The sequence below is a fragment of the Stenotrophomonas sp. MYb238 genome (assembly GCF_009496535.1).
Taxonomy (GTDB): domain Bacteria; phylum Pseudomonadota; class Gammaproteobacteria; order Xanthomonadales; family Xanthomonadaceae; genus Stenotrophomonas.
On the sequence record NZ_WIDL01000025.1, the window covers coordinates 34,348 to 54,984 of the forward strand.

17 protein-coding genes are annotated in these 20,637 nt (G+C 69.6%); 14 read left to right on the forward strand and 3 right to left on the reverse strand.

Annotated elements, in window-relative coordinates; genetic code table 11:
- Positions 1–9: 9 nt before the first annotated feature.
- The 3 genes from dapD to map are packed head-to-tail and all read right to left on the reverse strand — an operon-like array spanning position 10 to position 4,510.
- Positions 10–1,074, reverse strand: coding sequence for a 2,3,4,5-tetrahydropyridine-2,6-dicarboxylate N-succinyltransferase (dapD, locus tag CQ393_RS15330; RefSeq protein ID WP_153192693.1), 1,065 nt, complete (start codon positions 1,072–1,074; stop codon positions 10–12).
- On the reverse strand, positions 1,074–3,722 hold the full coding sequence (locus CQ393_RS15335; protein WP_153192696.1) for a [protein-PII] uridylyltransferase: 2,649 nt from the start codon (positions 3,720–3,722) through the stop codon (positions 1,074–1,076). Before CQ393_RS15335 ends, dapD begins: the two co-directional genes overlap by 1 nt.
- Positions 3,719–4,510, reverse strand: a complete 792-nt coding sequence (gene map / locus CQ393_RS15340; RefSeq protein WP_153192698.1) for a type I methionyl aminopeptidase — start codon at positions 4,508–4,510, stop codon at positions 3,719–3,721. Before map ends, CQ393_RS15335 begins: the two co-directional genes overlap by 4 nt.
- Before the next feature lie 347 nt (positions 4,511–4,857).
- Between map and rpsB the strand changes: the two genes are divergently transcribed.
- The 14 genes from rpsB (at position 4,858) to lpxB (ending at position 20,591) form a co-directional block, all read left to right on the forward strand.
- The gene (gene rpsB, locus CQ393_RS15345) at positions 4,858–5,664 is read left to right on the forward strand and encodes a 30S ribosomal protein S2 (protein ID WP_153192700.1); all 807 of its coding nucleotides are present in this window, start codon (positions 4,858–4,860) and stop codon (positions 5,662–5,664) included.
- 131 nt (positions 5,665–5,795) lie between these two features.
- A complete protein-coding gene (gene tsf / locus CQ393_RS15350; protein ID WP_153192702.1) occupies positions 5,796–6,677 on the forward strand; it encodes a translation elongation factor Ts in 882 nt (293 codons plus the stop codon).
- Between the two features lie 182 nt (positions 6,678–6,859).
- A complete protein-coding gene (locus tag CQ393_RS15355; protein WP_153192704.1) occupies positions 6,860–8,365 on the forward strand; it encodes a GGDEF domain-containing protein in 1,506 nt (501 codons plus the stop codon).
- Between the two features lie 109 nt (positions 8,366–8,474).
- A complete protein-coding gene (pyrH, locus tag CQ393_RS15360) occupies positions 8,475–9,203 on the forward strand; it encodes a UMP kinase (RefSeq protein ID WP_054666822.1) in 729 nt (242 codons plus the stop codon).
- A gap of 268 nt (positions 9,204–9,471) precedes the next feature.
- The gene (gene frr, locus CQ393_RS15365; RefSeq protein WP_153192707.1) at positions 9,472–10,029 is read left to right on the forward strand and encodes a ribosome recycling factor; all 558 of its coding nucleotides are present in this window, start codon (positions 9,472–9,474) and stop codon (positions 10,027–10,029) included.
- A gap of 27 nt (positions 10,030–10,056) precedes the next feature.
- Positions 10,057–10,806, forward strand: a complete 750-nt coding sequence (gene uppS / locus CQ393_RS15370; RefSeq protein ID WP_153192709.1) for a polyprenyl diphosphate synthase — start codon at positions 10,057–10,059, stop codon at positions 10,804–10,806.
- The gene (locus CQ393_RS15375; protein ID WP_153192711.1) at positions 10,803–11,624 is read left to right on the forward strand and encodes a phosphatidate cytidylyltransferase; all 822 of its coding nucleotides are present in this window, start codon (positions 10,803–10,805) and stop codon (positions 11,622–11,624) included. Before uppS ends, CQ393_RS15375 begins: the two co-directional genes overlap by 4 nt.
- 1 nt (position 11,625) lies before the next feature.
- Positions 11,626–12,840 carry a 1-deoxy-D-xylulose-5-phosphate reductoisomerase gene (locus CQ393_RS15380; protein ID WP_153192713.1) on the forward strand — a complete coding sequence of 405 codons (1,215 nt, stop codon included), beginning with the start codon at positions 11,626–11,628 and terminating at the stop codon, positions 12,838–12,840.
- Between the two features lie 26 nt (positions 12,841–12,866).
- Positions 12,867–14,222: an RIP metalloprotease RseP gene (gene rseP, locus CQ393_RS15385; protein WP_153192715.1), complete on the forward strand. Its 1,356-nt coding sequence runs from the start codon at positions 12,867–12,869 to the stop codon at positions 14,220–14,222.
- 71 nt (positions 14,223–14,293) lie between these two features.
- Positions 14,294–16,759 (forward strand): outer membrane protein assembly factor BamA, encoded by a 2,466-nt coding sequence (gene bamA, locus CQ393_RS15390; RefSeq protein ID WP_194269685.1) that lies wholly within the window; start codon positions 14,294–14,296, stop codon positions 16,757–16,759.
- 251 nt (positions 16,760–17,010) lie between these two features.
- On the forward strand, positions 17,011–18,033 hold the full coding sequence (lpxD, locus tag CQ393_RS15395) for a UDP-3-O-(3-hydroxymyristoyl)glucosamine N-acyltransferase (protein WP_343199995.1): 1,023 nt from the start codon (positions 17,011–17,013) through the stop codon (positions 18,031–18,033).
- Entirely contained in the window at positions 18,030–18,488 is a 459-nt protein-coding gene (fabZ, locus tag CQ393_RS15400) for a 3-hydroxyacyl-ACP dehydratase FabZ (RefSeq protein ID WP_153192720.1), read from the forward strand. The genes lpxD and fabZ overlap by 4 nt, the downstream gene beginning before the upstream one ends.
- Positions 18,489–18,507: 19 nt before the next feature.
- Entirely contained in the window at positions 18,508–19,299 is a 792-nt protein-coding gene (gene lpxA / locus CQ393_RS15405) for an acyl-ACP--UDP-N-acetylglucosamine O-acyltransferase (protein WP_153192722.1), read from the forward strand.
- Positions 19,296–20,591 carry a lipid-A-disaccharide synthase gene (gene lpxB, locus CQ393_RS15410; RefSeq protein ID WP_153192724.1) on the forward strand — a complete coding sequence of 432 codons (1,296 nt, stop codon included), beginning with the start codon at positions 19,296–19,298 and terminating at the stop codon, positions 20,589–20,591. Before lpxA ends, lpxB begins: the two co-directional genes overlap by 4 nt.
- The last annotated feature ends 46 nt before the right edge of the window (positions 20,592–20,637 follow it).

Below are 20,637 nucleotides of genomic sequence, written 5' to 3' on the forward strand. Positions count from 1 at the left end.
GCGCGGCCCTCAGTCGGCCAGGCCGCGCAGCAGGTCGTTGACGCTGGTCTTGCTGCGGGTGCGGGCGTCAACCTGCTTGACGATCACCGCGCAGTACAGCGAGTGGCTGCCGTCCCCGCTCGGCAGCGAGCCGGACACCACCACGCTGTACGGCGGGATGTAGCCGTAGCTGACCTGGCCGGTGGCGCGGTTGTAGATGCGCGTGCTCTGGCTCAGGAACACGCCCATGCCGATCACGCTGTGGTGGCCGACGACCACGCCTTCCACCACTTCCGAGCGCGCGCCGATGAAGCAGTGGTCCTCGATGATGGTCGGGCTGGCCTGCAGCGGTTCCAGCACGCCGCCGATGCCGGCGCCGCCGGACAGGTGGCAGTGCTTGCCGATCTGCGCGCAGGAACCGACCGTGGCCCAGGTATCGACCATGGTGCCCTCGCCCACGTGCGCGCCGATGTTGGTGAAGCTCGGCATCAGTACCACGTCGCGGCCGAAGTGCGACCCGCGGCGGGCGATGGCGCCGGGCACCACGCGCACGCCGGCGGCGCGGAACTCCGCCTCGCCGTAGCCGGCGAAGCGCGATTCGACCTTGTCCCAGAACGGCGCCGGGCGGCCGTCCATCACGCTCATGTCGTTGACGCGGAAATACAGCAGCACCGCCTTCTTCAGCCACTCGTTGACCTTCCAGCCGCCGGTGCCGTCCGGCTCGGCGACGCGGAACTCGCCCGACTCCAGGCCGTCGATGACGCGGTTGACCAGCGGCCGGGTGTAGCCCTCGATCTCGTCCATGGTCAGCATCGCGCGGCGCTCGAACGCGCTCTCGATGCCGAATTTCATTTCCGCCACGCCCGGCGCCGGCGGCTTGCGCAGGCTGCGCGGGCCGATCGACTCGATGGCCTTCGGCGCGGACTTCGGCGTGCCCGCCGGCGCTTTCTTCGCCGCGGGCCTGGCCGCCTTCTTCGCCGGGGCGACCTTCTTGGCCGCCGTCTTCTTCGCCGGCGCGGCGCTCTTCGCAGCCGTCTTCCCGGTCGCGCTCTTGTTCGCTGCCGCGGGCTTGGCGGCGGTCTTCCTGGTGGCCATCAGTGGGGGTCTCCTGGCGTTCTGTCGGGATCCAGGCAGGCCAGCAATGCGTCGCGCAGTGCCTGCCGGGAGGTTTCGGTAAGGGGGCGGTCGTGGCGGTCGGTGAGCTGGAACTGGTCCTCGGCGCGCTCGCCGAAGGTGGCGATGCGCGCATCCTGCACCCGCAGCCGCTGGTCGCGCAGCACATGCGCGACATCGGCCAGCAGTCCAGGGCGGTCGGGCGCGACCAGGTTCAGCACGGTGCGGCCGTGCTCGGCGTTCTCGATGAACTCGATGCGCGGGGCGAAGCGGAAATGCTTGAGCTGGCGCGGGATCACCCGCCGCGCCGGGCGCAGGATCTGGATGTTGCCGGCCAGCGCCTTGCGCAGCAGCAGCTCCAGGCGCGCGGTGTCGCCGTCGGCGAAACTGCCGGCCGGCGTCACTTCGAAGGTATCGAAGATGGTGTCCTCCGGGCCGTCGAGCACGCGCGCGCGGTGGATGCTGTAGCCGGCGCGGTCCAGCGTCATCACGATCGCGGCGAACAGGCCGTCGCGGTCGGGCGAATGCACGAACACTTCCAGCGCGTCGCTCTCCGGCGCGATCCGCCGCGCCTTGACCAGGGTGCCGCCGCGCGAGACTTCCATCAGCGAGGTGGCCTGCCACATCAGCTGCTCGGGCCGGAAGCGCACGAAACTCTCGTCCGGCATCGCGCCGAACTGGCGTTCGATCGCCGCGTCGGCATGGCCGAGCGTGCGCATCAGCTCGCGCACGCTGGCGCGCGCCTCCTGCACCCGGTCGGCTTCCGGCAGCGGCGGCTCCAGCCCTTCCCGCAGCCCGCGGCGCGCAGCGAAGTACAGGTCGGCCAGCAGCCGGTCCTTCCAGGCGTTCCACAGCTTGGGGCTGGTGCCGGCGATATCGGCGCAGGTCAGCAGGTACAGGTAATCCAGCCGTTCGCGGCTGCCGACGAGCCCGGCGAAACGGTGGATCACCTCCGGGTCGGTGATGTCCTGCTTCTGCGCGGTGACCGACATGCGCAGGTGCTGCTCCACCAGCCACGCCACCAGGTCGGTGTCGGTGGCGCCCAGGCCGTGCGCGGCGCAGAACGCACGCGCGTCCACCGCACCGAGTTCGGAGTGGTCGCCGCCGCGGCCCTTGGCGATGTCGTGGAACAGCCCGGCCAGCAGCAGCAGTTCCGGCTTGCGCAGCCGCGGCCAGACTTCGTGGGCGATGGAGAAACGCTCGTCGGCGCGGCCGGCGGCGAACACGCCGATGTTCCGCAGCACCATCAGCGTGTGCTGGTCCACCGTGTAGACGTGGAACAGGTCGAACTGCATCCGCCCGGACACCTGCGCGAACGCCGGTATCCACTGCCCGAGCACGCCCAGCCGCGCCATGCGCGCCAGCGTGTCCACCGCGCGCGGCCCGCGCAGCAGGGCGATGAACTGCTCGCGCACCGCCTCGCCCACCTCGGTGTAGGCGGGAATCTCGTCCAGCATCTCGGCCAGGCCGCGCGCCGTCATCGAGTGCAGGCCGCGCACCTGCGGCGTGCGCGCCCAGCAGGCGAACAGGGCGAAGATGCGCGCGATGTCGCCATGCGGCCACAGCGGGTCGTCGGCCGACAGGTAGCCGCGGCGCAGCGAGAAGCCGTCGCCGACCGGCTCGGGCGCCGCCTCGCCGTCGAACTGCTCCTCGAAGCGCTGCAGCAGGCGGTCGCTGATCCGCCGCACCACCGCCGCGCTGCGGTAGAAGCCCTGCATCATCTTTTCCACGCCCAGGTTGCCGGCGTCGTCGGCAAACCCCATGCGTTCGGCCAGCGCCTTCTGGTGGTCGAAGCGCAGCCGCTCCTCGGCGCGCTGGGCGACCAGGTGCAGGCCGAAGCGCAGCCGCGCCAGCACCGCGCGCTCGCGCTTGAGCGCGGCGGCCTCGTCCAGGCCCAGGTGGCCCAGCCCGACCAGCGCGTCGATGTCGCTCACGCCGAACGCGCGCAGCGCCATCCAGCCCAGGGTGTTGAGGTCGCGCAGGCCGCCGGGGCCGTCCTTGAGGTCCGGTTCCAGGTTGTCGGCGGTATCGCCGAAGCGCTGGTGGCGCAGCAGCAGTTCCTCGCGCTTGGCCAGGAAGTAGTCGCGCGCCGGCCAGATCAGGGTCGGCGACACCGCCCGCGCCAGCGCCTGCTGCGCACCCGGCGCGGCGCACAGCGGCCGCGCCTCGATCAGCGCTGTGAGCACGGTCTGGTCGGCGGCGGCCTGCACGCACTGCACGGCCGAACGCACCGCGTGGCTGGCAGGCAGCCCGGCGTCCCACAGCAGCGCGAACAGCCGCGCGAGCGCGGCCTCACCGGCCTGCTGCGCGTCCGGTTCGCCCAGCACCAGCAGGTCGATGTCCGAGCGCGGGAACAGTTCGCCGCGGCCGTAGCCGCCGACCGCGAACAGCGACAGCCCGGCGTCGGCCGGCAGGCAGCGCCGCCAGGCCTGCTCGATCAGATGGTCGACGCAGCGCGCGCGCAGCGCCAGCAGCCGCTCGATGTTGTCGCCCTGCTCGAAGCGCCGGCACAGCCGCGCATCGGCGTGGGCCAGCGACTGCCGCGCCGCGGCGGCCCACTGCGCATCGCCCGCGGGATCGGCCGGCGCGTCCGGTACGTGCTGGACCAGATCCGCCGGCAGTGGGCTCATGCCGTCCCGGATCGCGCTTGTTCGGACTCGGCCGGCGACAGCGTCAGCACTTCCACGCCGTCCTCGGTCACCGCCACCATGTGTTCCCACTGCGCCGAAAGCTTGCGGTCCTTGGTGACCACGGTCCAGCCGTCGGGCAGCACCCGGGTGTAGCGGGTACCCTCGTTGATCATCGGCTCGATGGTGAAGGTCATGCCCGGCTTGAGCACCAGCCCCTGGCCGGGGCGGCCGTAGTGCAGCACCTGCGGCTCGTCGTGGTAGACCTTGCCGATGCCGTGGCCGCAGTACTCGCGCACCACGGAAAAACGCTCGGACTCGGCGTATTCCTGGATCGCGTTGCCGATGTCGCCCAGGGTGGCGCCCGGCCTGACCGCGCGGATGCCGCGCCACATGGCTTCCTTGGTCGTTTCCACCAGGCGCCTGGCCATCACCGACGGCGTGCCGGCGAAATACATGCGGCTGGTATCGCCGTGCCAGCCGTCCTTGATGACGGTCACGTCGATGTTGACGATGTCCCCGTCCTTAAGCACCTTGGCCTCGCTCGGGATGCCGTGGCAGATGACGTTGTTGACCGAGGTACACAGGGTCTTGGGGAAGCCGCGGTAGCCGACGTTGGCCGGGACCGCGCCCTGCACGTTGACGATGTGGTCGTGGCAGATGCGGTCCAGTTCCTCGGTGGTGACACCGGGTTTGACGTACTGGCCGATCATGTCCAGCACTTCGGCCGCCAGGCGTCCGGCGACGCGCATCTTGGCGATTTCTTCGGGGGTTTTCAGGTTCACGCTCATGGCCGCCATTATCACCCATCGGCGCCTGTCTGAACGAGCGCCCCCCGGCCCGCGCGGGCCGGATGGAGCCGCGGTTTGCGTGCCGGGCCCTTGCGCCCTATAATTCCGCGGCTCCGTTGCCGGTCCCGTGCCGCAGGGGCCGCCCACACCGGGCGTCACCGGTGAATCCACACCCTTCGCCCCCATCCGTGCCGGGGTGCTCCGCTCGTCGGGGTTCGGCCACGGAGGCGCAGGGGAAGCCCAACCCCGGAATCGTCGCGCGACCCACTCATCCAGAGGCCCGCGCGGCCCTGTGCGGACTGAAACGACAGCCGCGCACGGCACGATTCCACCGCCAGGAGTTTGCAATGTCCCAGATCACCATGCGCCAGATGCTGGAAGCCGGCGTCCACTTCGGCCACCAGACCCGCTACTGGAACCCCAAGATGGCGCCGTACATCTTCGGTGCCCGCGGCAAGATCCACATCATCAACCTGGAAAAGACCGTCCCGCTGTTCAACGACGCGATGAACTTCATCTCGTCCGTTGCCCAGAAGCGCGGCACCATCCTGTTCCTGGGCACCAAGCGCAGCGCGCGCGACGCCATCAAGGAAGAAGCCGAGCGTTGCGGCATGCCGTTCATGAACCAGCGTTGGCTGGGCGGCACCCTGACCAACTTCCGCACCGTCAAGCAGTCGGTCGCCCGCCTGAAGGAACTGGAAGCCGGCGAGACCGACGGCACCTTCGACAAGCTGGTCAAGCACGAAGTGCTGGGCCTGCGCCGCGAGCGCGACAAGCTGGAAGCCTCGCTGGGCGGCATCAAGGACATGAACCGCCTGCCGGACGCCATCTTCGTGATCGACATCGGCCATGAAGACATCGCCATCAAGGAAGCCAAGAAGCTCGGCATCCCGGTGATCGCGGTGGTCGACACCAACTACAACCCGGAGCTGGTGGACTACGCCATCCCGGGCAACGACGACGCCATCCGCGCCGTGCAGCTGTACGCCCGCGCCGCCGCCGACGCCGTGCTGGAAGGCAAGGCCTCCGCGCCGAACGCCGCCTCGGTGCGCGAGGAAGAGTTCGCCGACGCCGATGCCGCCGAGGAAGCCAAGCCGGCCCGCCGCGCTCCGGCCAAGAAGGGCGCCAAGAAGGGCGACGAGGCTTCGGCCTGATGCACCCGGCGGGCGCCATGCGCGCCCGCCTCCCCTGCGGCGGCGCCAACGGCGCCGGCCACTGACAGGGCCACGTAACAACGGCCGGCGATCATCGCCGGCCTGCCCCTTTCTATCGTTGAGGTAATCCCATGGCTGAAATCACCGCCTCCCTGGTCAAGGAACTGCGCGAGCGCACCGGCGCCGGCATGATGGAGTGCAAGAAGGCGCTGGCCGAAAACAACGGCGACATCGACGCCGCTGCCGAAGCCCTGCGCAAGTCCGGCGCCGCCAAGGCCGACAAGAAGGCCGACCGCGTCACCGCCGAAGGCCGCATCGGCGTCGCCGTGAACGGCGGCAAGGCCGTGCTGGTCGAAGTGAACTCGGAAACCGACTTCGTCGCCAACGACGTCAACTTCAAGGCGTTCGTCGACGCCGTCGCCGCGGCCGCCCTGGCCTCCGGTGCCGCCGACGTCGAGGCGCTGAAGTCGGCCAAGCTGGCTTCCGGCGAGACCGTCGAGGAGTCCCGCACCGCCGCCATCCAGAAGCTGGGCGAGAACATCCAGATCCGCCGCCTGGCCAAGGTCGACGGCAACAACACCGTCGGCGCCTACGTGCACAGCAACGGCAAGATCGGCGTGCTGGTCGACCTGGCCGGCGGCAACGCCGAGCTGGCCAACGGCCTGGCCATGCACGTGGCCGCGATGAACCCGCCGCACAACAAGGCTGCCGACGTGCCGGCCGAGTTCGTCGCCAAGGAAAAGGAAATCGAGCTGGCCAAGATGAGCGAGAAGGACAAGGCCAAGCCGGCCGAGATCCTGGAGAAGATCATCAGCGGCAAGATCAACAAGATCGTCAGCGAAGTGACCCTGTACGGCCAGAACTACGTGCTGGACAGCGACAAGACCGTGGAGCAGGCCGTGAAGGCCGCCGGCGGCGACGTCGTCGGCTTCCAGCGCCTGGCGGTCGGCGAAGGCATCGAGAAGGTGGTCGAGGACTACGCCGCCGAAGTCGCCAAGGCGATGCAGGTCTGATACGGCCCCGATCCGGAGCCTGAAAGAAGCCGCGGACTCCGCGGCTTCTTTTTTATCCGGATTACCGGAAGCCGGTCCCGTTTCTCCTGTGGACTTCAAGTCCCTTTGCCCGATACTGTGACGCATACACGCCCTGCGCCCGCCCCCTGTATCCTTGATGGCCTGCTGAACACCTCCCCGACATGTCCCCCGAGCTCAACGCAGCGCTGTCACTCTGCCGCAACCTGCCCTCGCCGCCCGGCATCGCCCTGCGCATCATCGAGCTGGCGCAGGACCCGGAGACCGACATCGCCACCGCGGCCGATGCCATCGCGATGGACATGGCACTGAGCGCGCGCATGCTGCGCATCGCCAATTCGCCGCTGTACGCGAGCCGGCGCCGGATCGAGAACCTCGGGCAGGCGCTGACCATGCTCGGCCTGAACGCGACCCTGCAGCTGGCGCTGGGCTTCTCGCTGGCGCATGCGCTGGACCGGGAAGGCCAGGACCCGCGCCTGCTCGAACGTATCTGGCGCCGCAGCGTGCTGTGCGCGCTGGCCGCGCGCTTCCTCGGCCTGGGCTGCGGGGTGCGGCGCGTCGAGGAACTGATGCTCGCCGGCCTGCTGCAGGACATCGGCACGCTGGCGCTGATGCAGGCCAGCCCAGACATCTACCCGGCGCTGTTCGACAGCGCCACCTGCAACGAGGAACTGCTCGCCCACGAGCGCGCCATCCTCGGCTGCAGCCACGCCGAGGCCGGCGCCCAACTGTGCGAGCAGTGGCACCTGCCGCGCTACCTGGTGGAGGCCATCGCCCGCAGCGAACCGCCGACCGAGCCGGAAGACCTGTTCCAGCGCTGCGTCGCCCTGTCCGGCTGCGTGGCCGAGATATGGCTCGCGCCCGACGCCGACATCGCGCGCAACCACGCGCTGCGCCAGGTCTACCAGGGACTGGGCATGGACAGCCAGGGCTTCGAACTGGTGCTGCAGCGGATCAGCCAGATGCTGCCCGAGCTCTGCGCCCTGCTCGACGTCCCCGTGCCCAGCTCGGCGCGCGTGCGCTTCCTGCTCGACCACGCCAACGAACTCAAGGAACTGCGCAACCTGCGCGAACTGCAGGACGCATCGGCCACGCGCCGGCGCGCCGACGACTTCGAGCTGCTGGCGCGGCGCCTGGCCGAGCAGGCGCATCTGGACGCGCTGACCGGCGTGCTCAACCGCCGCCACCTGGAAACGGTGCTGGAGCAGGAATTCGCACGTGCTGCGCACATGAACCGGCCGCTGTCCATCGCCTTCATCGACCTGGACGACTTCAAGAAGATCAACGACGCCCACGGCCATCTGGCCGGCGACCAGGTGCTGCAGTCCTTCGCCTCGCACCTGCAGGACCAGCTGCGCAACAGCGATACCGTCGCCCGTTTCGGCGGCGAGGAATTCGTGGTGCTGTTCCCCGACACCAACGAGCGCCTGGCGCTGGAGGTGGTGCGGCGCGTGCTGGACACCATCTCGCATACGCCGATGGCCGAGATCGAAGGCGCGCCGCTGCACGTCACCTTCTCCGCCGGCGTGGCCACCCACGGCGACTACGAGCGCTTCGCCAACGTGCAGGACCTGCTCAAGGCCGCCGACGACGTGCTCTACCGTTCCAAGAGCCTGGGCCGCAACCGGGTGATCGCCCGCGCCCCCGAACCGCAGCCGGCGTCTGGCTGAACGCGGGCGAACGCAAGGGAAAAAACCTCGCTGCGGTGCAGCACGAGCGCTGCGCGGAAAGGGTCCGATCCGTTAGAATTCCCGCGTTTTCCAGCCACCCGAGGTCGCCATGTCCCAGCTCGCCTACCAACGCATCCTTCTGAAACTTTCCGGGGAGGCGCTGATGGGAGACGAGGACTACGGCATCGACCCCAAGGTCATCAACCGCCTGGCGCGCGAGGTCATCGAAGCGCAGCAGGCCGGCGCCGAGGTGGCGCTGGTCATCGGCGGCGGCAACATCTTCCGCGGTGCCGGCCTCGCCGCCGGCGGCATGGACCGGGTCACCGGCGACCAGATGGGCATGCTGGCCACGGTCATCAACGCGCTGGCCATGCAGGACGCGCTGGAGAAGCTCGGCGCCAAGGCGCGCGTGATGAGCGCGATCAAGATCAACGACGTGTGCGAGGACTACATCCGCCGCCGCGCCATCCGCCACCTGGAAAAGGGCCGCCTGGTGATCTTCGCCGCCGGCGTCGGCAGCCCGTTCTTCACCACCGATTCGGGCGCCGCGCTGCGCGCCATCGAGATCGGTGCCGACCTGCTGCTCAAGGCCACCAAGGTCGACGGCGTGTACGACAAGGACCCGAACAAGCACGCCGATGCGGTGCGCTACGACACCCTGAGCTACGACCAGGTCATCAGCCAGGGTCTGGAGGTCATGGATACCGCCGCCTTCGCCTTGGCCCGCGACAGCGACCTGCCGCTGCGCGTGTTCGACATGGGCCAGCCCGGCGAGCTGCTGAAGATCCTGCGCGGCGAGAACATCGGCACCCTGGTCCACGGCCGCGACGCGCACTGAGCGGCGGCGTTTCAGGCTCCTCTCCCTGCGCGGCGAAGCCGCAAGGCACGCGTGCGGCCGAGCGCCCACGCCGCCGCCATGGGCCGGACACAGATCGCGGCGAGGAAGCAACGGGGCCGGCCAAGGTCGGGCCACCGCTGGCTCCCTTCATCCCTCACCCGCCCCTGCCGGGCACCTTCCCTCGCAGGGCGAAGCAAGGGCAATACCCCGGCCAACGGTCTGGTTCGCCTATAATCGGCCGGTTCCAGAAACATCCAGGATTCCGGCGATGATCAACGACATCAAGCAAGATGCGCAGGCGCGCATGGCCAAGAGCCTCGACGCTCTGCGCCACACCCTCACCACCATCCGCACCGGCCGCGCATCGCCGGCCCTGCTGGACGGCATCAAGGTCAAGGCCTACGGCACCGACACGCCGCTGAACCAGGTGGCCAGCATCAGCGTGTCCGAAGGCCGCTCGCTGGTCATCACCCTGTTCGACAAGAACATGATCAAGGAAGTGGAGAAGGCCATCTACGCGTCGGACATCGGCATCACGCCCACCACCATGGGCACGGTGATCCGCCTGAACCTGCCGCCGCTGACCGAGGAGCGCCGCAAGGAACTGGCCAAGACCGTGGGCAAGGAAGGCGAGGACAGCAAGGTCGCCATCCGCAACATCCGCCGCGACGCCAACCAGGAAGTGGCCAGGCTGCTCAAGGACAAGGCCATCACCGAGGACGAGGACCGCCGCGCCCAGGACGAGATCCAGAAGCTGACCGACAAGGCGATCAAGGACGTCGACGAGGTGGTCAGGCTCAAGGAACAGGAACTGATGGCGGTCTGACCGGTGCCGTCCGCCATGCCCAACGGCATGCCAGCACCAAGCCTGCCCGCGCACGTTGCCATCATCATGGATGGCAACGGCCGCTGGGCGCAGCAGCGGCGGCGCCCGCGCATGATCGGCCACCGCGCCGGCGCCCGCGCGGTCAACCGCACCATCGACTTCTGCCTGGAGCGCGGCATCGCCGCGCTCACGCTGTTCGCCTTCTCCAGCGAGAACTGGGGGCGGCCGCAGGAGGAAGTGGACGCGCTGATGAAGCTGTTCCTCGGCGCGCTCGACCGCGAGGTGGACGAGCTCGACCGCCGCGGCGTGCGCGTGCGTTTCATCGGCGAGCGCTCGCGTTTTTCCGGCGGCATCGCCCAGCGCATGGACCGCGCCGAGCAGCGCACCGCCGGCAATGCCGCGATGACCCTGAGCATCGCCGCCAGCTACGGCGGCCGCCAGGACATCGCCCATGCCGCGCGCCTGCTCGCCGGGCAGGTCGCCGCCGGCACCCTGCTGCCGGAACAGATCGACGAGCACCTGCTCGGCCGCCACGTCGCGCTGGCCGACCTGCCGCCGCCGGACCTGTTCATCCGCACCGGCGGCGATACCCGCATCAGCAATTTCCTGCTGTGGCAGCTGGCCTACACCGAGCTGTGGTTCACCGAGGTGCTGTGGCCGGACATCGACGCCGGCCTCCTGCAGCAGGCCCTGGACGACTACGCCCGGCGCGAGCGCCGTTATGGACTGACCAGCGCACAGGTCGCCGCGGCGGCCACGGAGACCGTTTCCCCATGACCAAGACCCGTGTCATCGCCGCGCTGATCATGGCCCCGGTGGCCATCTGCGCGATCCTGCTGCTGCCCTCCCAGTGGCTGGCCGCCGCCGCCGCACTGGTGTTCCTCACCGGCCTGTGGGAATGGCTGCGCCTGGCCGGCGTGGACGGCCTGCCGCGCACCGTGCTGCTGGTGCTCAACCTGCTGCTGATGGTGCTGCTGGTATGGGCCTCGGCCGGCAGCCTGGTACTGTTCCAGCTGGCGACGCTGGCCGGCGTCGGCTTCTGGCTGCTGGCGTTGCTGTGGCTGCGCTTCTTCGACTTCGGCGCGCACGAGGAAAGCGGCGCGCGCATGCTCAAGCTGGCCGCCGGCACCCTGGCCATCGTCCCGGCCTGGGCGGCGCTGGTGCTTATCCACGCCAGCGAGCCGCATGGCAACCGCTGGCTGCTGACCGCGCTGGCCGTGGTCTGGGCGGCCGATTCGGGCGCCTATTTCGCCGGGCGCGCGTTCGGCAGGCGCAAGCTCGCCCCGCGCGTGAGCCCCAACAAGACCATCGAAGGCCTGCTCGGCGGCCTGGCCGCCGGCCTGGTGGTCGCGGTCGGCTTCGGCTGGCTGGCCGGCGTGCAGCCGGCCGCCATCGGCTGGCTGCTGCTGGTGGCCGCGGTCACGGTGCTGGCCTCGGTACTCGGCGACCTGTTCGAGAGCCTGCTCAAGCGCCACGCCGGCGCCAAGGATTCGGGCAACGTGATCCCCGGCCACGGCGGCGTGCTCGACCGCATCGACGGCGTGCTGGCCGCGCTGCCGGTGTTCGCGCTGGGCAAGGAAATCTTCGGTTTCTGACATGTCCGCCCCCCTGCATTCCCATCCCGCCGGCCCGCGCCGGGTCGCGATCCTGGGCGCCACCGGCTCGATCGGCACCTCGGCGCTGGACGTCATCGCCCGCCATCCGGAGCGGATGCGCGCCAGCGTGCTGGCCGCCGGCAACAACGTCGATGCGCTCCTGGCGCTGTGCCGCACCCACCGGCCCGCGCATGCGGCCATCGCCGAACCGGCGCTGTTCGGGCGCCTGCGCGACGGGCTGCGCGAGGCCGGCCTGGCCACCGAGGCGCACGCCGGCGCCGCGGCGATCGACGCGCTGGCCGCCGGCGACGCCTGCGACACCGTGGTCGCGGCCATCGTCGGCGCGGCCGGGCTGTCCTCGACCCTGGCCGCCGCCCGCGCCGGCAAGCGCCTGCTGCTGGCCAACAAGGAATCGCTGGTGCTGGCCGGCGAACTGCTGACCCGCGACGCGGCGGCGGCCGGCGCGGACATCATCCCGATCGACAGCGAACACAACGCCATCTTCCAGTGCCTGCGCTCGCGCGATGCCAGCGTCGAAGGCGCCGGCGTGCGCCGCATCCTGCTCACCGCCTCCGGCGGGCCATTCCGCGGCCGCAGCCGCGCCGAACTGGAAGCGGTGACCCCGGCGCAAGCGGTGGCGCACCCGAAATGGTCGATGGGCCCGAAAATCTCGGTCGATTCGGCCACGCTGATGAACAAGGGCCTGGAGGTCATCGAGGCCCACCACCTGTTCGGCGTGCCCGGCGCGCGCATCGACGTGCTGGTGCACCCGCAGAGCCTGGTGCATTCGCTGGTCGAGTTCATCGACGGCTCCACCCTGGCCCAGCTCGGCCTGCCGGACATGCGCACCACCCTGGCGGTCGGCCTGGGCTGGCCGCAGCGCATCGAATCGGGGGTGGCCGGGCTCGACCTGCTGGCGCAGGGCCGCCTCGACTTCGAGGCGCCGGACCTGGACGCCTTTCCCTGCCTGCGCCTGGCCTGGCAGGCCATGGAGGCCGGCGGCAGCGCCCCGGCGATCCTGAACGCGGCCAACGAAGTCGCCGTTTCAGCCTTTCTTCAGGGCCGCATAGGCTTCCTGTCGATCCCTGCGCTGGTGGAAGATGCCCTGTCCGCCCTGCCTCACATGGCTGCCGATACACTGGACGCCCTGCTGGCGGCCGATGCGCGGTCCCGCCAGGTCACCACCACCGCCATCGCCCGCCTGCCCCATGCCTGATCCCGACTTCCAACCGAGCCGCGCCCATGGCTGACTTCCTCGGTTCCGTGTGGTGGATGATCGTCAGCCTCGGCGTGCTGGTGACGTTCCATGAGTTCGGCCATTACTGGGTGGCGCGGCGCTGCGGCGTCAAGGTGCTGCGCTTCTCGGTCGGCTTCGGCCGCCCGCTGTGGAGCCGCCGCAACCGCAACGGCACCGAGTTCGCCATCGCCGCCATCCCGCTCGGCGGCTACGTGAAGATGCTCGACGAGCGCGAGGTCGAGGTCCCGGCCGGCGAGCGCGCGGTGGCCTTCAACAACAAGAGCGTGTGGCAGCGCATCGCGATCGTGGCCGCCGGCCCGGCCGCCAACCTGGTGCTGTGCATCGTCCTGCTGTGGGCGATGTTCGTGATCGGCCGCCAGGACTATTCGGCCACCATCGGCCGCAGCGCCGGCATGGCCGCCGCCGCCGGGCTCAACGCCGGCGACCGCATCCTCGACGTGGACGGCCGCGCGGTGGCGACCTGGGCCGAGGCCAGCATGGCCCTCACCACCGCCGCGATGGACCGCCAGGACGCCCGCGTGCGGGTGGTCGATACGCTGGACAACACCCACACCCGGGTGCTGCCGCTGTCCACCCTGCCGGCCGGTTTCGACGAGCGCACGGTGCCGGTGCAGGCCGGCCTGGCCTGGCAGTTCTGGCTGCAGCCGGCGCAGGTCGAATCGGTGACCGAAGGCTCGGCCGCCAGCGGCCAGCTGCAGCGCGGCGACCTGATTCTGGCCATCGACGGCCAGCGCGTGGAAAGCGCCGACCAGGTCGTGCCGCTGGTGCAGCAGCTGGGCGAGCGCGGCGGCCCGGGCATGATCGAGGTCGAGCGCGCCGGGCAGCGCCTGGCCCTGGAACTGCAGCCGCACAAGGCGCCGGGCGAGGCAAGCAAGGACCGCTGGCTGATCGGCGTGGGTGTCGTAGGCCAGGCGCCGGCCTACGACGCCCGCCAGCAGTACGGCCCGCTGGCGGCGCTGCCGGCGGCCGTGCGCGAGGCCGGCCGGCTGGCCAGCGATTCCCTCGGCATGATGCGGCGCATGCTCACCGGGCATGCCTCGGTCAAGAACATCTCCGGTCCGATCACCATCGCCCGCGTCGCCAATGCATCGGCCGAGCGCGGCGTGGACTGGTTCCTGTACTTCCTGGCCCTGCTGTCGCTGAGCCTGTGCATCATCAACCTGCTGCCGATCCCGATCTTGGACGGCGGTCACCTGCTGTATTACCTTATCGAGTTGGTCAAGGGCAGCCCGTTGAGCGAGCGCGCCATGGCCGCCGGACAGTATGTCGGCCTGGCGCTGCTGGCCGGACTGATGGGGCTGGCGTTCTACAACGACATCCTCGGCCTTGTCCCGCGATGAACTTTTCCCCGCTGACGTCGTCATACGCCGGCACCCACGCAACAATGAAATCGACTCCAACCGGACGTGACATGACGCGACTTCCCACTCGCCGCCTGCTTGCCCTCGCCCTCGCCGCCGGTCTGGCCGCGCCCGCGCTCGCGCAGGCCGCCGAGCCCTTCACCGCCAGCGACATCCGCGTGGACGGCCTGCAGCGCATCTCTTCCGGCACCGTCTTCACCTACCTGCCGGTGGAACGCGGCGACCGCGTCGACGACGCCAAGGTCGGCGACACCATCCGCGCCCTGTACAAGACCGGCTTCTTCGAGGACGTGCAGCTGGACCGCCAGGGCGACATCCTGGTGGTCACGGTCAAGGAACGCCCGGCGATCAACAAGCTGACCGTCACCGGCAACAAGGACATCAAGAGCGAGCAGCTGCTCAAGGGCCTGGCCGACATCGGCCTGAGCGAGGGCGGCACCTTCGACCGCCTGAGCCTGGACCGCGTGACCCAGGAACTGCGCCGCCAGTACAACGACCGCGGCAAGTACAACGTCGAGATCACCCCGACGGTGAGCCCGCTGGACCGCAACCGCGTCGACGTCGCCATCGCCGTCAAGGAAGGCAAGGCGGCCAAGATCCGCCACGTCAACCTGGTAGGCACCGAGAAGTTCGAGGCCGCCGACATCCTGGATACCTGGGAGTCCAAGGAACACAACTGGGCCTCGTGGTACCGCCGCGACGACCAGTACTCCAAGGAAAAACTGTCCGGCGACCTGGAGAAGCTCAACTCCTGGTACCTGGACCGCGGCTACGTCGATTTCAGCGTCGATTCCACCCAGGTCTCGATCAGCCCCGACAAGCGCGACATGTTCATCACCGCCGGCGTGACCGAGGGCGAGCAGTACAAGATCTCCGAGATCAAGGTCACCGGCGAGACCATCCTGCCGCAGGAGAACGTCGAGCGCATGGTGTTCCAGAAGGCCGGCGACACGTTCTCGCGCGGCCTGCTGGAACTGAGCGCCGACGCGATCACCAACACCCTGTCCAACGTCGGCTACGCCTTCGCCAAGGTCAACCCGATCCCGACCAGCAACCGCGCCGATCGCACCGTGGCGGTCAACATGCAGGTCGTGCCGGGCCCGCGCGTGTCGGTGCGCCGCATCGTGTTCAAGGGCAACACCCGCACCGCCGACGAGGTGCTGCGCCGCGAGATGCGCCAGTTCGAGAACGCCTGGTACTCGCAGGCGGCGATCGACCGTTCCAAGATCCGCCTGCAGCGCCTGGGCTATTTCGAATCGGTCGACGTCGAGACCAGCCCGGTCACCGGCAGCAACGACCAGGTCGACGTGGTCTACAACGTCAAGGAAACCACCTCGGGCAGCTTCGTGTTCGGCCTGGGCTATTCGCAGTCCTACGGCATGACCACCTCGGTGCAGCTGTCGCAGAACAACTTCCTGGGCGGCGGCAACCGCGTCTCGGTCGAGGCCTCGCGCAGCAGCTACCTGCAGCGCTACGGCTTCTCGTACCTGAACCCCTACTTCACCGACGACGGCGTGTCGCTGGGCTACAACCTGTCCTGGCGCGAACTGGACTACTCGGACTTCAACACCGCCCAGTACAACAGCACCAACGGCGCGGCGCAGATGGTGTTCGGCGTGCCGATCACCGAGAACGACAGCTTCTCGCTGATGTTCGGCATCGACAGCAACCAGATCACCACCTACAGCGGCTATACCCCGCAGGCGATCATCGACTACATCGATGCGATGGGCACGCGCACCTTCCATTCCTGGCGCACCGAGCTGGGCTGGGCGCGCGACACCCGCAACGACTACTTCATGCCGACCCGCGGCACCTACCAGCGCCTGGGCCTGGAAGCCACGCTGCCCGGCTCCACCGCCGAGTACTACAAGCTCAGCTACCAGATCTCCAAGTACTGGCCGATCATGCCGTCGCTGGTGATCAACACCCGCGTCGAGTTCGGCTACGGCGACTCGTACGGCAAGGACAAGGTGCGCGACATCTGCTGGTTCGAGACGCCCGCCGTCCCCGGCATCCCGGCCGATGGCGACACCCCGGCCGTCCCGGGCAAGCCGGCCACCAGCGAAGTGGTGGACTGCGCCGCCAACCCCACCGCCAAGCACCGCCAGGTGAAGGCCGCCGGGCTGCCGTTCTTCGAGAACTTCTACGCCGGCGGCACCAATTCGGTGCGCGGTTTCCGCGACAACACCCTGGGTCCGCGCTCGGAAATCATGGGCGGCTACTACCGCGGCCAGCCGCTGGGCGGCTCGGTGAAGACCGTCGGCGCGGTCGAAGCCTACTTCCCGAAGCTGTTCGACAGCCCCTCGGCGCGCGTGTCGGCGTTCCTGGATTTCGGCAACGTCTACAACGGCACCGACAACTTCGATGCGGGCGAACTGCGCGCCTCGGCCGGCGTCGCGCTGCTGTGGCGCGCGCCGGTGGGCCCGATCTCGATCAGCTACGCCTTCCCGCTCAAGAAGAAGGAAGGCGACGAGATCGAGCGCCTGCAGTTCACCTTCGGCGGGCAGTTCTGAGGAACTGCCCGCGCGCCCAAGGCGATGCCTTGGGCACCCCAGGTTTCGCCATGCGAAACCTGGGGCCGCGCCCTGGCCTTCCGATCCCCCCGCCTTCGGCGCGCCCCCTTGCCAAGGGGGCTCCGCTCCAGAACGATCCCGCAAGTCCCAGGCCGACCTGCCGGCATCCTGTCCATGCGCCGGGCAAGGCTGCATACATGGCGGTCGCCTTGCCGCATGACCGCGCCACTTCCAGACGCTAAACTCCCGGCGTGAATACTCCTACCCATACCGCACAGGAACTGGCCGAGCGCTTCGGCCTGCAGGTCCATGGCGACCCGTCCGTGGCCATCCACGGCGTGGCCACGCTGGCCCATGCCGGCCCGGGCCAGCTGACCTTCCTGGCCAATCCGCGCTACCGCGCGCAGCTGGCCGACAGCAGGGCGGCCGTGGTCGTGCTGCGTGCCGACGACGCCGAGGCCGCGCCGGGCACCGCCCTGATCGCCAAGGACCCGTACACCACCTTCGCCAAGATCGGCGCGCTGTTCGAGACGGTGCCGCTGCGCGAGGCCGGCATCCATCCCAGCGCGGTGATCGACCCGTCCGCGCAGGTGGCCGCCAGCGCCCACGTCGGGCCGTTCGTCAGCATCGGCGCGCGCAGCGTGGTCGGGGAGAACTGCATCGTCGGCGCCGGCAGCATCATCGGCGAGGACTGCGTGCTGGACGCCGGCTGCGAACTGATCGCCCGCGTCACCCTGGTCACCCGGGTCCGCCTGGGCAAGCGCGTGCGCGTCCATCCCGGCGCCGTGCTGGGTGCCGACGGCTTCGGCCTGGCGATGGACGCCGGCCACTGGATCAAGGTGCCGCAGCTGGGCGGGGTGCGCATTGGCGACGACTGCGAGATCGGCGCCAACACCTGCGTGGACCGCGGCGCGCTGGAAGACACCGTGCTGGAAGAAGACGTGCGCCTGGACAACCTGGTGCAGATCGCCCACAACTGCCACATCGGCGCGCACAGCGCGATCGCCGGCTGCACCGGCATCGCCGGCAGCGCCAGGATCGGCCGCTACTGCCTGCTCGGCGGCGCGGTCGGCGTGGTCGGGCACCTGGAAATCTGCGACCACGTCGTCGTCACCGGCAAGTCGGTCGTGCGCAACTCCATCACCGAACCGGGCGAGTACTCGTCCGGCACCCCATTGACCGACAACCGCACGTGGCGCAAGAACGCCGCGCGCTTCAAGCAGCTGGACAGCCTGGCACGCCGGGTCCTGGCTGTGAGCAAGGAGAAGGAATGAACTCACCGCTGCCGTTGCCCATCGACGTCAACACGATCCGCACGCTGATCCCGCACCGCTACCCGTTCCTGCTGGTGGACAAGGTGGTCGCGCTGGACACCGAGGCCAGGACGATCGTCGCGCACAAGAACGTCTCCATCAACGAGCCGTTCTTCCAGGGGCATTTCCCGGGCCAGCCGATCATGCCGGGCGTGCTGATCATCGAGGCGCTGGCGCAGGCCGGCGGCGTGCTGACCCAGCTCAGCCTCGGCCGCGACGCGCAGTCCAAGCTGTTCTACCTGGTCAAGGTCGACAACGTGCGCTTCATGAAGCAGGTGGTGCCGGGCGACGTGCTGGAACTGCACGTGCAGGTCAAGCGCGTGATCCGCAACATGGCCGTCTACTACGGCGAGGCCAAGGTGGACGGCGAAGTCGTGGCGCATGCCGAGGTGCTGTGCGCCGGCACCCGCGAATGACCCCGACCGGAGCCCGCGCATGAGCGACAGCGCCCCCCTGATCCATCCCACGGCGGTCGTCGACCCGTCGGCCAGGCTGGCCGGCGACGTGCGCGTCGGCGCCTTCAGCCTGATCGGCGCCGACGTCGAGATCGGCGCGGGCACCGTCGTCGGCCCCCATTGCAGCCTCCAGGGGCCGACCCGGATCGGCCGCGACAACCGCTTCATCGGCCATGCCGCCATCGGCGGCGAACCGCAGGACAAGAAGTACGCCGGCGAGCGCACCGAACTGGTGATCGGCGACCGCAACGTGGTCCGCGAGTTCGTCACCATCAACCGCGGCACCGGCGGCGGCGGCGGCGTCACCACCGTCGGCGACGACAACTGGATGCTGGCCTACACGCACGTCGCGCACGACTGCCATGTCGGCAACCACTGCGTGTTCTCCAACAACACCACGCTGGCCGGCCACGTCAGCATCGGCAACTGGGTGATCATCAGCGGCTTCGCCGGCGCCCACCAGTTCTGCCGCATCGGCGACCACGCCTTCCTCGGCATGGGGGCGCTGGTCACCGGCGACATCCCGCCGTTCACCATGGTCGGCATCGACGGCCACGGCCGCCCGCGCGGCATCAACAGCGAAGGCCTCAAGCGCCGCGGTTTCGACGCCGGGCGCATCGGCGCGATCAAGCGCGCCTACCGCACCCTGTACGTGGCCGGCGTGCCACTGGCCGAGGCCAAGCAGCTGTTGGCCGAGCAGGCGCGCGAGAGCGAGGACGTGCGCCAGATGCTGGAGTTCATCGAACACGCGGACCGCCCGCTGCAGCGATGAATGCCCGCAGCGACAACGGAAACGTAAACGCGGGAACGGGGAATGACGGCGCGCGAACGGCCGCCCCCACACATCCCGCATCCCGCTTCCCGCTTCCCCGCTCCCCCCGCATCGCGCTGGTCGCCGGCGAAACCTCCGGCGACCTCCTCGGCGCCGGGCTGATCGCCGAACTGCGCCGGCATTTCCCCGACGCCGAGTTCGCCGGGATCGGCGGCGACGCCATGCGCGACGCCGGCTGCCAGACCTGGTTCGATGCCAGCGAACTGGCGCTGATGGGCCTGGCCGAGATCCTGCGCCACCTGCCGCGCCTGCTGAAACTGCGGCGCGCGTTCCGCCAGCGCGTGCTGGACTGGCGGCCGGACGTGTTCATCGGCATCGACGCGCCCGACTTCAACCTCGGCGTGGAGCGCTGGCTGAAGCAGCGCGGCATCCGCACCGTGCATTACGTCAGCCCCTCGGTCTGGGCCTGGCGCGAGAAGCGCGCCGAGAAGATCGGCGCCAGCGCCGACCTGGTGCTGTGCCTGTTCCCGATGGAACCGCCGATCTACGCGCGCCACGGCGTGGATGCGCGCTTCGTCGGCCACCCCATGGCCGATGCGATCGCGCTGGACAGCGACCGCGCCGACGCCCGCACCGACCTTGCCCTGCCGGCCACCGCGCCGGTGCTGGCGGTGCTGCCGGGCAGCCGCCTGGGCGAGATCGGCCGGCTGGGTCCGGCCTTCTTCGAGGCCGCCTGGCAGGTGGCCGAGCGCATGCCCGACCTGCATATCGTGGTACCGGCGGCCAATGCCAGCTGCCGCCAGCTGATCGACCGCCAGATCGCCGCCTCGGCCCTGCCCGCCGCGCGCCTGCACGTGCTCGACGGCCAGGCCCGCGCGGCGGTGACCGCCGCCGACGTGGTGCTGCTCGCTTCCGGCACGGCCACGCTGGAAACCATGCTGGTCAAGCGGCCGATGGTGGTCGGCTACCGCGTGTCCGAACTGACCTACCGCATCGCCAAGGCCTTGAAGCTGGTCAAGGTCGACCGCTACGCCCTGCCCAACGTGCTGGCCGGCCGCGACCTCGCGCCGGAGCTGATCCAGCACGACTGCACGCCCGATCGCCTGGCCGCGGCGGTGCTGCAGTGGTTCGCGCAGCCCGACGGCGTGCCCGGGCTGCAGGACGACTACCGGCGCCTGCATCTGCAGCTGCGCCAGGACGCCTCGGCCCGCGCCGCCGACGCGGTGGCAGGGCTCCTGGAAAGCCGGGAACAGGGAAACGGAAACCGGGACCGAACGGAAGCCGGCACATGACCTTTCCCCGCCCTGCCCGGAAGGCCGCAGCGGAACAGCCTTCGTT

Bases quoted from the DNA above. Each gene is read 5' to 3' on its own strand.
- bamA (WP_194269685.1), top strand. From the start codon at position 14,294: ATGACGCGACTTCCCACTCGCCGCCTGCTTGCCCTCGCCCTCGCCGCC.
- CQ393_RS15355 (WP_153192704.1), top strand. From the start codon at position 6,860: ATGTCCCCCGAGCTCAACGCAGCGCTGTCACTCTGCCGCAACCTGCCC.
- lpxA (WP_153192722.1), top strand. From the start codon at position 18,508: ATGAGCGACAGCGCCCCCCTGATCCATCCCACGGCGGTCGTCGACCCG.
- uppS (WP_153192709.1), top strand. From the start codon at position 10,057: ATGCCAGCACCAAGCCTGCCCGCGCACGTTGCCATCATCATGGATGGC.
- CQ393_RS15375 (WP_153192711.1), top strand. From the start codon at position 10,803: ATGACCAAGACCCGTGTCATCGCCGCGCTGATCATGGCCCCGGTGGCC.
- dapD (WP_153192693.1), bottom strand. From the start codon at position 1,074: ATGGCCACCAGGAAGACCGCCGCCAAGCCCGCGGCAGCGAACAAGAGC.
- rpsB (WP_153192700.1), top strand. From the start codon at position 4,858: ATGTCCCAGATCACCATGCGCCAGATGCTGGAAGCCGGCGTCCACTTC.
- fabZ (WP_153192720.1), top strand. From the start codon at position 18,030: ATGAACTCACCGCTGCCGTTGCCCATCGACGTCAACACGATCCGCACG.
- pyrH (WP_054666822.1), top strand. From the start codon at position 8,475: ATGTCCCAGCTCGCCTACCAACGCATCCTTCTGAAACTTTCCGGGGAG.
- map (WP_153192698.1), bottom strand. From the start codon at position 4,510: ATGAGCGTGAACCTGAAAACCCCCGAAGAAATCGCCAAGATGCGCGTC.
- rseP (WP_153192715.1), top strand. From the start codon at position 12,867: ATGGCTGACTTCCTCGGTTCCGTGTGGTGGATGATCGTCAGCCTCGGC.
- lpxB (WP_153192724.1), top strand. From the start codon at position 19,296: ATGAATGCCCGCAGCGACAACGGAAACGTAAACGCGGGAACGGGGAAT.
- CQ393_RS15335 (WP_153192696.1), bottom strand. From the start codon at position 3,722: ATGAGCCCACTGCCGGCGGATCTGGTCCAGCACGTACCGGACGCGCCG.
- frr (WP_153192707.1), top strand. From the start codon at position 9,472: ATGATCAACGACATCAAGCAAGATGCGCAGGCGCGCATGGCCAAGAGC.
- CQ393_RS15380 (WP_153192713.1), top strand. From the start codon at position 11,626: ATGTCCGCCCCCCTGCATTCCCATCCCGCCGGCCCGCGCCGGGTCGCG.
- tsf (WP_153192702.1), top strand. From the start codon at position 5,796: ATGGCTGAAATCACCGCCTCCCTGGTCAAGGAACTGCGCGAGCGCACC.